We start from the raw sequence: 14,974 nt of genomic DNA on the forward strand, positions 1-14,974 counted from the left end.
GTGAAACGAGATGCTCGGAAATCTCATAACGACGCCCTTCGGGCGGCGGGCGATGTCGCTTGGCCAGTTGGAGGCCCAGCGCCAGGCGCAGACGGTGGATCGGGACAAGACGGCCGACAAATGGCAGATCTATCGTTGGCTGTGCGAAGGCAAGGACATCATCGGCATCGGCGATCGGGCGCTTGCCGTTCTCAATGCGCTGTTGTCGTTCCTGCCGGACAATGAACTTTCCAGCGCTAACGGGCTCGTCGTCTTTCCCTCCAACGCTCAGCTCTCAATGCGCGCGCACGGCATGGCGAGCGCGACCCTGCGCCGGCATCTGGCAGCGCTGGTCGAATGCGGCCTCATCACCCGCAAGGACAGCCCCAACGGCAAGCGCTATTCGCGCAAGGGCAGGGGAGGGGAGATTACCGACGCTTTCGGCTTTTCGCTGGCGCCCCTGCTTGCCCGCGCCGAGGAGATCGAAGCCGCAGCAGAAAGTGTGCGCGCTGAAAAACGGGCGCTGAAGCTCGTGCGTGAGCGTATTACCCTGCATCGCCGCGATATAGCCAAGCTGATCGAGGTTGCCATTGCCGAAGCCATCCCAGGCGACTGGGCGACGCTGTGGCAGCGTCTGCGCACCCTGGTCGAGGCCATTCCGCGCCAGGCGGTCCTCGCCGCGCTGGAGCCGATCCTCGCTGCATTGGCGGATTTGCATGAGGAAGTCGCTATCCTTCTGGAAAACAACATTAATACCAGAAATACGAGCGGCAATGAGTCTCAGACTGAGCCGCAGCAACAGAATTCAAATACCGACTCTCAATCTGACTTTGAACCCGGCTCAAGAAGAAGCCAAGGCGCGAGATCCGAGCCCATCCGGCAGAAGGCCGAGGATGTCACCAAGACCTATCCATTGGGGCTGGTGATGAAGGCGTGTCCGGAAATTACCGACTATGCGGCGGCCGGCATCGACAACTGGCGCGGCTTCATGGCGACGGCGGCGCAGGTACGAGGTTACCTTGGCATTTCGCCCTCGGCCTATGCGGAGGCGCTCGACGTCTTTGGCGAAGAAAACACCGCCATCGTCATCGCCCTGATCCTCGAACGGGCCCAGCACATCAATTCCGCCGGCGGCTATCTGCGGGCCTTGACGGAGAAGGCGCGGGCAGGGGAGTTTACCGTCGGCCCCATGCTGATGGCGGCGCTCAAAGCCAATGGGATAGGCCCGACGCTGGTGGCAGGGGAATGAGGATGGAGGTTGCCTTAGTTTACGCCCAGAAGGCCGAGTTTCCTGCCCGGTCGAGGACATGTTTGACCTAGGGAACCGCCGAGCACACCGATCCACGCGACGTTGTTTACGCGATCGCCGGACGTGAGTTCGACAAAACGTGTCCGACAAACTGAAATTCATTCGTTGATCAAATTATCCAAGACACAGAAACGAATGTCTCGTTAGGTTCAATTATCACGAATATATGCTAATAAAACAATTTGTTAACCATAATGCGGCCAGGGTCCAAAGATCGTTGCCGCATGGTCACCAGGCTATGGCGTCACTGGTGAGAACGTGCCGGGCGCTCGCAATGCGTGCGACAAGGGCGCTCGGCTAAGTCCTGAAATCAAGGCTCATCTCGATTCGGTTGGCGCTGTTCTGGCCCGAATACACCTGAAATGATCCTCCCAGGCTTTCGACACGATCCCGCAGCCCGTTGAGACCCATGCCTTCGCGCCAGACCGGGGGATCTCTGTCTTGAAGGTTGTTTCCGCTTTTAACTGAAACATTGAGCTGCATCCCGTCAAAGGTGCATGTGACGGATTGCTCGTGACCGCGCGCATGGCGGAAGGCGTTGGTCAACCCTTCCTGAACGAAGCGATAGACGCAGATTTTGATGGCAAGGGGGAGGGGCTCCGTGATTGGCAGGCAGTCTACGTCCACTTTGGTATTCGTTCGCTGCTCGTGACTTCGCGCAACGCGAAAAATCAAATCGGAAAGTGCCAGCTTCTCGATATCCGGCAACATCAGGCCTTTCGAGATCGAACGTATCTCATCCAGTGCTTCCGAAAGCGCGCCGCCGATTTTCTTGAGCTCAATTTTCCGCGCGGCTCCATTCGGGGCACGGTGCACCTCATCCAGTTTTAGTGCCGCCAGCGTGATCAACTGCGCCGGACCATCATGCAGATCGGCGCCGATGTTGCGAAGCGCCCTTTCATTGAACTCGGCAACACGGCTTGAGGCTTGCTGCGATCGTTCGCGCAGACAACGATTGTGCTCGGAAATCTGTTCGATCTTTTTAAGGCGCTGCACGAGGCCGGCTTTCTGCACATCGATCAACCGGCTGCCGCGATAAACGATTCCAAACAGCCCGAGAACAATAAGGAGGGTCGCCGCCACAATGGCCAGCCAAGTGCGTCGTTGCACAAGGGTCAGCTTTTCCTCGAGTTGGCTGGGCACCTCGTGGATTTCGGCAACGGCAATGATATCGCCAGAAAGGAGTTCGCGAATAGGGACGTAAATTTCGAGATAGGATTTGTTGAATTCCCGCACCGTGTGTTCGGCGGCCGACAGGTCCGCATACTGCGCCGATACTTCTCCGGCAAGAGCGTCGACGAGGCCATGCGGTGCCGTAAATCTTCGCCCGATAATCTCCGCCGATCTGGAATAGACGATCAGGCCGTCATCCTTCCAGATCTCGAGGTGCGGAAACCTTTTGCTGAATTCATCGCCGCCTAGCAAAGCGTCCAGCCTTTGGATCTGTTCTGCCGACAGAGATTCGACCGTTGCGAGGTCGTGAACGAGAGGGGTGATCAAGCTTTGGAGAAACAGTGCGGTCGCACTGGCGGTGTCTTCGATAGTAACCTTCGATACGATATTCGAAACAACGGACCCTGCAAGAAACATGGCTCCGAGCATGAACACGCCGCCGGCAAGGGCAAATTGCGTTGACAGGCTTTTCTCGCCAAACCACGCCTTGATTTCTTGCCTCCATTTAGCTTGCAAGCATTCCTCCCGAAGCCAGCCGATCAGACCCCAATATACGGCAGGAACGCGCGACCGCTAGGAGATTAGGACATGTGTTCCATAGGCCGTTGGTCCAATCGACCATCAGCCTTAGGTCTGATTCATTTTCCGACCTTGCGACAATGCGATTTACGACCTGGAACAGTGGAATTGGGCAGACCTTGTTCCGTTACATCCGTGACCCGTTCGAGAGATGCTTCCCACAATGCCCGCTTCGTCTTTGAAGCAGAGGCGAGGACAACAGCATAGTTCCGTGGGAGACTGTCATGGTAACGTTGGTAAAGCACGATCTCGAGTTTATCCTTAAGCAGATCAAGATAGCGGAAGCGCACGCAGCGGGCGGTGACCTGGGCGAACTGGTGGCGGGCTATAATGGCAATGATGGCCTTACCCAGGCGCACCTGCTTCCCTATGGTCTTCGCACCGTCGATGGCAGCTACAACAACCTCATCCCAGGCCGGGAGAATTGGGGTGCAGCCGACCAGAGCTTCCCCGGTATTTTTGACCCGAACTACATGAACGATGCTGACGGCGACAGTCTCGTCTTCGGCCCTGGCATGATCTATGACAACAACGATTATGGCGTTGGCGGCAGTGGCGGCGGTGACGGCCGGCCCGCGAGCGGGACGGGCCTTGGCCAGACCTATGTCCCAGGTAGCGGAACGGTGATCGATGCCGATCCCCGCCTTATCTCCAACCTAATCGTCGATCAGACACTCAACAATCCAGCCGCGATTAGTGCGGCCCTGATGCATGCAGGGGTGAGAGGCGCCGCACTGACTACGGCACTCACCGAAATCGTCAACGCCCATACCATATTCAAAGCCATTCCGGCTCCGGGACCAGGCCAGACACCGTCGAATGCCTATACACTTGCCAAGGGCGTGCTCGATGGCTTGCTGCAGGAGCATGGCGTCGAGATGGACGGCAACAGCGTTCTTATTCCCAATGTGTCCCCCGACGATGGTCTTTCCTCGCCCTACAATGGTTGGATGACCATCTTCGGCCAATTTTTCGACCATGGTCTCGATCTTGTCGCCAAGGGCGGCAATGGCACAGTCTATGTGCCGCTACAGCCGGACGATCCGCTCTACGTTCCCGGCAGTCACACCAATTTCATGGCATTGACCCGCGTGACCGTTGATGCTGGCCGTGACGGCCTGATCGGTACTGCCGATGACGGACTTGGCCTCGATGGCATTGCCAATACGGCCGACGATGGTCCCGCGCATCCGGTCAACCTGACGACGCCGTGGGTCGATCAGAACCAGACTTATGGCTCAACTGCCTCCAAGCAGGTTTTCATGCGCGAGTATGTTGCCGGTCCAGATGGCAAGCCGATTGCCACTGGCTACCTGCTGGAGGGCACCGCGGGGGGCCTTGCAACCTGGGCAGACATCAAGGCGCAAGCCGCCAACGTTCTCGGTATTCGTCTCACCGACGCTGATGTCGGCAAAATTCCGCTGATAGCGGCGGATGAATACGGCAACTTCATACCCGGACCCAATGGCTATCCGCAACTCGTCGTCGGGCTTGGCCCCGATGGCCAATTGGGAACGGCGGACGATGTGCTGCGCGAGGGTAACCCGGCCGAACCCGTCAGCACCCAAGGCGCCATTCTGACAGGCCATGCGTTCCTCGACGACATCGCTCATGCGGCAGTTCCCATCCTTGACGCGTTAGGAGCCCTGCAGGCCGATACCGACTCAGGCATAGGATATTTCAATGCCGATGGTACTGCCGGCGGCTTCAACACCCGCGGCGGCCAATTGGCTTACGACAATGAAATGCTTGACGCTCATTATGTGGCAGGCGACGGCAGAGCCAATGAAAACATCGCACTGACCGCTGTCCATCACGTTTTCCATTCCGAGCACAATCGCCTTATCGATCAGACCAAGGAGATCGCTCTTTCGTCGGGTGATCTCGATTTCCTTAACGACTGGCTGCTCGTCGATGTTGCTGCCATGCCGGCAACGCCCGAGGAACTGGCTGCGCTTGTCTGGGACGGCGAGCGCCTGTTCCAGGCGGGACGCTTCACCAACGAAATGGAATACCAGCATCTGGTCTTCGAGGAATTCGGCCGCATGATGCAGCCGGATATCGATGCCTTCGTGTTCGAACCTTCAGCCGATATCAACCCGAATATCGCGGCCGAATTTGCGCACGTTGTATACCGGTTCGGCCATTCGATGCTGCGCGAGGATATTGCCCGCATTTCCCTCGATGAGAATGGTGATCCCGTCGTCGACGATCTCGCGCTCTTCGATGGCTTCCTCAATCCGGTTGCCTTTGCCAATGCCGGCGATGCCGATACGGCGGCCGGAGCGATTATCCGCGGCATGACCCGGCAGATGGGCAACGAGATCGATGAATTCGTCACCGACGTGCTGCGCAACCAATTGCTCGGCGTACCGCTCGATCTTGCCACGATCAACATCGCCCGCGGGCGCGATGTGGGAACGCCGCCACTGAATGCAGCGCGCCAGAAATTTTACGACGGAACGGGCGATACGCTGCTCAAGCCCTATCAGAGTTGGGCGGACTTTGCGCTTAACCTCAAGAATCCCGCATCGATCATCAACTTCATTGCGGCCTATGGCACACATGACAGCATCACCCAGGCCTTGACGGTCGAGGCCAAGCGCTCAGCTGCAACGCTCCTCGTGCTTGGTGGCGCTGGCGCTCCAGCCGACCGGCTCGACTTCCTCAATGCTTCGGGAAGTTACGCGGGCGGGGTCCTGGGCGGCCTCAACAATGTCGACTTCTGGATAGGCGGTCTTGCCGAAAAGAAGATGTCGTTCGGCGGCATGCTCGGCTCGACCTTCAGTTTTGTATTCCAGATGACAATGGAGAACCTGCAGGACGCCGACCGGTTCTATTATCTGTCGCGTACCCAGGGTCTCAATCTTCTCAACGAGCTTGAGAACAACACGTTCGCAGAGATCGTCATGCGCAATACCGATCTCGGCGAGCCGGGATCGACGGCACTCCCTGGCAATGTGTTCTCGGCGTTCCAGATGCCAACGCTCGAAATGGACATCAGCAAGCAGCTAGGCGCCGACCCGGTCCAGGACGATCCGACCCTGCAGGCGTTCTCGCGGCTGGTGGAACGTCGCGACGCCAATGGCAACCTGATCAACGACACGGTGACGGATGCAAGCTACATCCGCGTCAACAGCAATGAGCATTTTACCATCGGCGGCACCGAAAACGACGACACGATCATTTCCGGCGGCGGCGACGATGCCATCTGGGGGCGGGGCGGCAATGACCGGATCGAGGCGGGCTACGGTGTCGACAAGGTTTTTGGCGGTGATGGCGATGACATCATCACCAATGCCGGCACCGACATCGGCGAAGCCGATTTCCTGCATGGCAATGCAGGAAATGACGTCATCCATGGCGGTTCCGGCCTGTCGCTGATCTTCGGCAACGAGGGCAACGACTTCATCATTACCGGCCCCGACGGCAAGGAAGCGTTCGGCGGCACTGGCAACGACTTCATCCTCGGCGGTACCGGCGGCGACTTCCTTCTGGGCAATGAGGGCGATGACTGGCTCGAAGGCGGCCAACGCTTCGATACGCTTGCGGGCGAAAACTCGGAACTCTTTTTCAACTCCTCCATCATTGGCCACGATGTCCTCAACGGTGGCAGCGGCGACGCCGACTACGATGGGGAATCCGGCGATGACATCATGTTCCAGAGCGAGGGTATCCAGCGCAGCAACGGCATGGCCGGATTTGACTGGGCCATTCACAAGGGCGATGTCAACGCGGCCAATTCCGATCTCGGCATACCGCTCTTTGCAACCCAGGAAGCCTTCATTCTCCGCGATCGCTTCGATCTGGTCGAGGGCTTGTCCGGCTGGATCCATGACGACACCCTCACGGGTCGCCGCGAAGCGGTGAATACGCGTGCCGAAGCCACTGGTACAGCGGCAATCCCCGGCCCGGACGCCGCGCTCGACTCCTATTCCAATGCACTTCTTGAAAAGAACGTGGATCTCATCACAGGCCTTAGGGCTCTCGTGGCCCACATTGTGCGTACATCGCAAACCGGCAACAACGGCGTGGTCGAACAGGTTGTCGTGGACACGGCCGACGCCTCCGACATTCTTCTTGGCGGCGGGGGCGACGACATCATCAAAGGTCTCGCCGGCAACGATGTAATCGACGGCGACAAATGGCTCAATGTACGCATTCTGGTGACGCCGCTGCCGGGTCAGACGTGGACAGCGTTCAGCGTCGACAGCATGACGGAACTTGCCCCGCGCATGCTTTCTGGAGAAATCAAGCCGGGACAATTGTCGATCGTCCGCGAAATACTGGACGGCAATGTCGCCGGTGATATCGACACGGCAGTTTATACCGACGTTCGCGCCAACTATACGTTCGGGCTTAACAGTGATGCGAGCCTCTATATCGACCATAGCGGTTTTGTCGAGCCGCAGCAGGACGATGACGCAGGCGAGAACGAGGCCAATCCAAATCCGGTATCGGATGGTCGCGATACCGTGCGCGGTATCGAGAAGCTGCGCTTCACTGACGGCGTACTCAACGTGATCGAAGGTACGGCAGCATCGGAAACGTTGAATGGTATCGGTGACGACGATCTCATTGTTGGCAAAGCCGGCAACGACATACTCAACGGCCTTGCGGGGAACGACATTCTATTGGGAGGGACGGGCAACGATACTTTGAACGGCGGCAGCGGCGACGACACCTATGCGTTCGGCCTTGGCGATGGCAGTGACACAATCACCGAAACCAGCGGTACCGACCGCATCTCCATCGCGGCTGGCGCGCTTACGGGCCTCGCCTTCAGCGAACTCACGTCACCCGCCAGCGCCAATGACAATCTGCTGATCCAGTTCAACGGCCAGCAAATTACGGTGGTCGATCATTTCGACCAACCGGGCGAGGCGGTGGAGTTCGTCAACTTCAAGGGCGGTACCTATGAGGGTTATGCGCTTGATGGCGATTTCGCCATCAGCACCGACGACAACGGGACCCGCACTGCAGCAGCAGGGGTGAACACCGTGCTTGCCGGAACGTCCGGCGGCGATGACCTCTTTGGCAATGACGGCAACGACCTGCTGTTTGGCAATGCGGGCGATGACGATCTTGACGGTGGTGACGGGGACGACCTTCTCGTCGGTGGATCGGGCAATGACGAACTAATCGGCGGCCTTGGTGCTGACACGATGGTCGGGGGTACCAACAATGATGTTTACCAGGTCGATGACGCCGGGGACGTCGTCATTGAAGCTTTGAACGAAGGAACCGATACGGTTGAAATCACACTTGCCGCCTACACCCTCGGCGCAAATGTTGAGAATCTAACCTTCACCGGCGCTGGCGCCTTTGCCGGCACGGGCAATCAGCTCGCCAATCGTATCGAAGGCGGTGATGGATTCGATACCCTGATCGGCCTCGATGGCAACGACACCTATGTCGTGACGGCCGGCGACGTGATCGTAGAAACTGCGACGGGCGGCACGGATACCGTGCAGACCGACCAGACCTACCAGCTCGGCGCATTTGTCGAAAACCTTACCCTTGGCGGCAATGGCGACATCAACGGCACCGGCAATTCAGAAGCCAATGTCATCAACGGCAATGGCGGCGACAACCAGCTCTTCGGCGCAGGCGGCAACGACACGATCAATGGCGGTGGCGGCAACGATTTCATCGATGGCGGCACGGGAAATGATACGATCAATGCCGGAACCGGCGACAACGTCATCATCGGCGGTGACGGCAACGATATCATCAACCTCACCACTTCGAACGGCACCGACGATATTATCCGCTATACGGCCAGCAACTTCGGCGCTGATATTATCAATGGCTTCGATGCCAATGCGGCGCAGGGTCAGGATCGTATCGATCTCAGCGCTTTCGGCCTGTCGGCATCCGACATCGGAACGACGGGCGCATCCCGCATACAGATCGAGGATATAGAAGACGGTGCAGTCGACGATACGCTGATCACGATCCGCGATGCCGGCAGTAATGTCATCGGATCGATCAGGCTGGAGGAGGTCGACAACAGCACCATCACCGCTGCGGACTTCATCTTTACGACCCCGTCCACTCCGGTGACAGGCAATGATTTCGGCACAACAATCACGGGGACCAACGGTAACAATACGCTCGACGGCAATCTCGGCAATGACATCATCAACGCGCTCGGCGGCGACGACATCATTATCTGGAATGCCAATGCCTCGGCAGCCACCGATGAACGGGATATCGTCAATGGCGGCACCGAAGGGACAGCCGGCGATACATTCGTGATCAACGGCAATGCCTCGGCCGAGACATACCGGATCTATACGCTCGCTGCATGGGATGCGGTTCCCGGAAATAACCTTTCCAGCTTCAATGGGCGCACGCCCGAAATAGTCGTAACGCGCAATGGAACCGGCTTTGCCAATGTCATTGCCGAGCTGACCGACATCGAGGAAATCCGTATCAACGGTGTTGATCCGGCAGCTTCAGGTACGGCCGGTGGAGACACCATCGAAATCATCGGGGATTTCTCCGCCACGAGCCTCCGTCCCAATACGATCACGATCGAGGGTACGACCGGGGACGACATGGTCGATATCACCTCGCTCGGGTCTGCACATCGCATTGTCTTCCGGTCGAACGGCGGCAATGACACGATCGTGGGTTCACTCCGTCCGCAGGATGTGATTGCACTCCCGGCTGGAACGACGATCGCGGACTATGAAGTTTCGATCAGCGAAACAGGACAGACCACGCTTGTCGGCGATGACTACAGCATCACTTTCACCGCGCTCGAGGGCATGCCGCAGTTTGCCGATGAGGGCTATGATCCGGACGGCGATGACGACGACTATCCGCATCTTCCCGGCGATGATGATGACGACGACGACGAAGATGATGGCGGCGATCACGATGATGATGACGATGTCGATGCCCCAGGCGAATCGACTGGCCAGTACACGGGCGTCGGTACTGCCGGCGACGATGTTCTCGTCGGAACCGCCAATGACGATACGATCCTCGGCCTTGCCGGCAATGACAGTGCTCTTGGCGGTTCAGGCCGGGACATAATTCGCGGCGCGGATGGCGACGATTATCTTAGCGGCGAAGGTGGCCGGGACATGCTGTTCGGCGGCGCGGGGAACGACGATCTCTTTGGCGGCGGCGACGACGATATGCTCTACGGAGACGCGGGCGCCGACCGGCTCTTCGGTGGCGATGGCCGCGACATCATTGATGGCGGGGCAGGCGATGATATCGCTCATGGCGGCGCGGGAAACGACCATTTCGTAGCGTCCGCCAATGACGGCAACGATGTCTACTACGGCGATGAATCGTCCGCCTGCTCTGTCGGCAGCGACACATTGGATATGGCGGCAATTACCGCCAACATCAATGTCGATCTCGGCTCAGGTTTCATGGGCCGGGGTAGCGCCACGAGCAGCCTCACCGGCAGCGACACGCTCTGGGGCATCGAGAATGTCATCACCGGTAGCGGCAATGACACGATAGTTGCAAGCGCGGCCGTCAACATAATCGACGGAGGCGCGGGCAACGATACGTTCCGCTTCCTTTCCGCTGGCGATGCCGACGGCGATACCATCCATGGCTTCCAGCCCGGCGACAAAATTGACCTCAGCGGCATTGATGCCAAGGGTTCCACTGCCGGAAATCAGGCCTTCACGTTGGTCACGGGATCGGGGTTCAACGCCGAGGGTGCGCTGAAGGTTACGCATGAAGTGCGCGGCGACGGCGACTACACCGTGGTTCACGGCAATCAGGATGGTGGAAGCGGCGCGGAGTTCAAGATCAGCATCAAGGGAACACACACGCTGACCGCATCGGACTTCGAACTGTAATTGCTTGATGGCGGGCCATGCCGGCCCGCCAGCCCTCCATAAGAAATCGCAAAGATCGGGGATCACTAATGGCCAAGAGCAACAACCGGACCGCCAAAAACAGCGACGCAACCCAACAATTTGTCAAAGGCCTGCGCAGCGTATTTTTCTTCGTTTTCTCGCTGTCAGGCGTCATCAACATTCTTGCTCTGACCGGCTCGTTCTACATGCTGCAGATCTACGATCGGGCATTGACCAGCGGAAGCATACCTACACTCGTCGCCCTCTCGCTCCTGGCAATTGGGCTCTATCTGTTCCAGGGCCTGTTCGATGTCATTCGCTCCCAGATCCTCGTGCGGGTGGGAGCGCGGCTTGACAAGAAGCTTGCTCCCCTTGCTCATCAGGTCGCAATCGACATGCCGCGCTTCGGCTTTTCGACCGCGGAAGCACTCGAGCGTGGTCGTGACGTCGACACGGTCCGCGGCTTTCTGGGAAGCCAGGGACCGGTTGCGCTGTTCGATCTGCCGTGGATGCCGCTCTACCTCGTCTTCGTCTACCTTCTGCATCCGATGCTTGGCGCCTTGACCCTGGGAGGAGCATTCATCCTTGTCTGCCTGACGGTCGCTACCGAACTCATGACGCGCCGGCTGGCGGGCGCCTCGCACCAGTCCGCGATTGCCCGGAATGCTATCGCCGACTCCAATGCCCGCAACGCCGATATCCTGTGTGCAATGGGGTTTGCCCACCGCGCCATTGCCCGCTTCACCGAAGCCAATGCGCAACATTTGCAGCTTCAAACCCGCACAAATGACATCAGCGGGACCTTCGGCGCGATCTCCCGCGTGCTACGGATGATCCTGCAATCGGCCATTCTTGGCCTCGGTGCCTATCTCACGATCCAAGGCGAACTCTCGTCCGGCGCCATTATCGCGGCGTCAGTAGCATCGGCGCGGGCGATGGCCCCGGTTGACCTCGCCATATCGAACTGGAAAGGCGTCGTTGCTGCCCGTGGTGCGTGGCTGCGCATCAGGGAAACGGTCATCGCGCTCAGTAATGCCGACCTCCCGATGGACCTTCCGACCCCGTGCATGAGCCTCAAGGTGGAAAAGATTACCGTTGCCGCTCCCGGGACGGGTCGGGTTCTCCTGAGCGACGTCAGCTTCGAGATCAAGGCAGGCGACGCACTCGGTATCATAGGCCCGAGCGGCGGCGGCAAGACCACGCTGATCCGGGCCCTGACCGGCATCTGGCCCGTGCTTCGGGGCAGCGTGCGGCTTGACGATGCGGAACTCACCCAATGGCGCAGCGATGTCATTGGCGACCACATCGGCTATCTGCCCCAGGATGTGGGATTGCTCGATGGTACGATCGAGGAAAATATCTGCCGGCTCGCGCCGCAGCCCGATCCTCGCGCTATCGTCGAAGCTGCGCGCAATGCCGGGATACACGAAATGATCGTGCGCATGCCGGACGGCTACCATACGCAACTGGGACCGCAAGGCACGGCTCTTTCAGCCGGACAGAGGCAGCGCATCGGCCTTGCCCGATCACTTTACGGCAATCCATTCGTTGTGCTGCTCGACGAACCCAATTCCAATCTCGATGCGGAAGGGGAAGCAGCGCTGACGCGCGCCATCCAGGACATCCGTACCCGCGGCTGCATCGCGATCGTAATCGCTCATCGGCCGAGCGCCCTTGCTTCGGTCAATCTCGTCGCCGTCGTTCAGGCCGGCAAGCTCACGGCATTTGGCGAGAGAAACGAAATACTTGGGGCCCCGGCTCAACCAGTCGAAAAGCGACCGGTCCGCGCCGAGCAAGCGGAGAGGGTACCGGCATGATCATCGACATCAAATCAACCAAAGTCGATGGTGTGGAGGCCGATCCGCAGGCCCGTTATCTCCTTTCAGAGAAAAAGCGGTCCTCCTTGCCGCGATATGTCGTCATCGTGCTCACCGGCATCATGCTGTATCTGAAGAGCTTCTGGCCGGATGACCAGAAGTCGGCTGCAAGCGAGGAAGGCGAACCTGAAGCCGACGTGGAGGATCCGACCCCGCCCGTCCTGAAGCTCGTCGGAAAATCTGATTCCTGGGCGGAGGATGTTTCCGACGTAGCCGGTTTGGCGGTACGCGACCGCGACGCGCCAATCCTGACCCCGACGCGGAACTCCAGCTTCGACGTCGGTGTCGTGTCGAGCTCAGCCGCGGCAACAATGGTCGCGCCGCCACAAAAGATGGATTTCTCGATCGAGGACTTCGTTCGGGGCTTTGGACCCGTTTCCCTGTCGCTGCGCGCCGCCAACGACAATCCCCCGGATTTCGCGGCCCGGTCGCCGGCCCCTGGCGCAGGCGGCGGGTCCGACGAATGGGGTGGGAACGATGGCGCGGTTGCGTTCGAACAGGACCAAGATCCTGACGAGGATGACGAACCCACGACGGAAAAGCCGCACCAGAACCGTGCGCCACGAACCGCAGGTCCCGTCCAACTTCACGACGTTGTCGGCTGCGGTTTGGCCTATATCACCCTGGCAGATCTGCTGCGCAACACGACCGATCCGGATGGTGACGCGCTCTCGATAAGCAATGTCAGCACGTCCTCCGGCACCATCACGCATTCGTCGGGCGGATGGATGTTCGAGGCGATGGAGCTTGGGCCCGTCACGATCAACTATCAGATCACCGATGGGGCGCTCAGCATCTGGCAGACCGCATATTTTGCCGTGGTGGCTGAACCTTCAGGCGATACCGGAGGTGTTTTTGTCGGCACCGATGCAGCCGACGATATCAGCGGCACGAGCGGCGACGATATCATCGACGCGCGCGCGGGCAAGGACAGCATTTTTGCCAGCGATGGCGATGACAATGTCGTGGGCGGTTCCGGCGACGACACGATCTACGGAGGAGCCGGCAACGATATTCTCTTTGGTGGAAGCGGCAATGACTGGATTTCGGGCGGTGCGGGCAATGATCGCGTGTTTGCCGGCTCCGGCAACGACATCGCGTTCGGCGACGATGGCGACGATTGGATTTCCGGTGGCGAAGGCAGCGATCTGATCTTCGGCGGCAGCGGCAATGACAGCTTGCTGGGCGATTCCGGCGATGACGTTCTGGACGGAGGAGACGGCGACGACAGTGTTTTCGGGGGTGATGGAAACGACCGCCTTTTCGGCGCAAGCGGCGCAGACAAACTCGATGGCGGCGGCGGGAATGATTTTCTCTCGGGCGGCGACGGTTCAGACACGGTGGCTGGCGGCCAGGGCAATGACGTGGTTGCAGGCGACATGGATGCCGTTGCCGACAGCTACTCCGGCGATGCCGGGATCGATGCGATCGACTTTTCTTCCGCGCGACGCGATATTGCCCTCGATGCCACGACCGGGTGCGCTACGGGCGTCGAGATCGGGGAGGATACGATCTCGGGTTTCGAGATATACAGAACCGGAGCTGGTGACGACACAGTCATAGGCAGCCTTCTCGACGACGCGATCTTCACGAATGAGGGCGACGACACCATAGTGGATGGCGGCGGTTGCGACACAATCGACGCTGGAAGCGGCAATGATACAATCCTTGCTGCAGCCGACGGCGCCAATGACCGGTTTATCGGTTCGGCGGGCGTCGATACTATCAGCTATGCCCAATCGGGAGCCGGGATCGTCATCGACATGGACAATGGCACCGCGACCGGCGTCATGGTCGGCTCCGACATTATTGACGGCTTTGAACGCGTCATTGGCGGCGAGGGCAACGATCACCTGATCGCCGCGAGCGACACCGTTTCTCTTACCGGCGGAAATGGCGATGACATCTTCGAGTTCAAAGCAAAAGGTGACGGCGCAGCCATCATCCACGAGATACTGGACTTCATGGTCGGCGACCGTATTCGCATCTCGCAATACGACATCTTCAATGAAGTGATGGACGCAATCGAAGACCGCTTCGAAAACATTTACGGCGAAACAGAACGACCTGATCTTTCGATACGTATCAGCCATGCACAGACCGAGAATATGAACCGTACTTTGATCGAAGCGGATCTGGATGGCGACGGCTATCAGGAGCTGACGATCAGCCTCGACGGCCATCACATGCTGATGTTCGTCGAGAACGTTTGAATGCAGTTA

General features: G+C 58.9%; 5 protein-coding genes. 4 read left to right on the forward strand and 1 reads right to left on the reverse strand.

Annotated features, from left to right (window positions below):
• The first annotated feature begins 10 nt into the window (after positions 1-10).
• Entirely contained in the window at positions 11-1,228 is a 1,218-nt protein-coding gene (gene repC, locus GF108_RS20230; protein WP_153670134.1) for a plasmid replication protein RepC, read from the forward strand.
• A gap of 357 nt (positions 1,229-1,585) precedes the next feature.
• Here the strand turns inward: repC and GF108_RS20235 are convergent, their stop codons facing one another.
• On the reverse strand, positions 1,586-2,524 hold the full coding sequence (locus tag GF108_RS20235) for a sensor histidine kinase (RefSeq protein ID WP_172982686.1): 939 nt from the start codon (positions 2,522-2,524) through the stop codon (positions 1,586-1,588).
• Between the two features lie 740 nt (positions 2,525-3,264).
• Between GF108_RS20235 and GF108_RS20240 the strand changes: the two genes are divergently transcribed.
• The 3 genes from GF108_RS20240 to GF108_RS20250 all read left to right on the forward strand — a co-directional run bounded on the left by GF108_RS20240 (position 3,265) and on the right by GF108_RS20250 (position 14,965).
• Complete coding sequence (locus tag GF108_RS20240; RefSeq protein ID WP_153670136.1) at positions 3,265-10,875, forward strand: peroxidase family protein; 7,611 nt, start codon at positions 3,265-3,267, stop codon at positions 10,873-10,875.
• Positions 10,876-10,943: 68 nt separating this feature from the next.
• The gene (locus GF108_RS20245; RefSeq protein ID WP_153670137.1) at positions 10,944-12,692 is read left to right on the forward strand and encodes a type I secretion system permease/ATPase; all 1,749 of its coding nucleotides are present in this window, start codon (positions 10,944-10,946) and stop codon (positions 12,690-12,692) included.
• Entirely contained in the window at positions 12,689-14,965 is a 2,277-nt protein-coding gene (locus GF108_RS20250; protein WP_153670138.1) for a calcium-binding protein, read from the forward strand. Before GF108_RS20245 ends, GF108_RS20250 begins: the two co-directional genes overlap by 4 nt.
• The last annotated feature ends 9 nt before the right edge of the window (positions 14,966-14,974 follow it).

Source organism: Phyllobacterium sp. SYP-B3895, assembly GCF_009647635.1.
In the GTDB taxonomy this organism is placed as follows: domain Bacteria; phylum Pseudomonadota; class Alphaproteobacteria; order Rhizobiales; family Rhizobiaceae; genus Phyllobacterium; species Phyllobacterium pellucidum.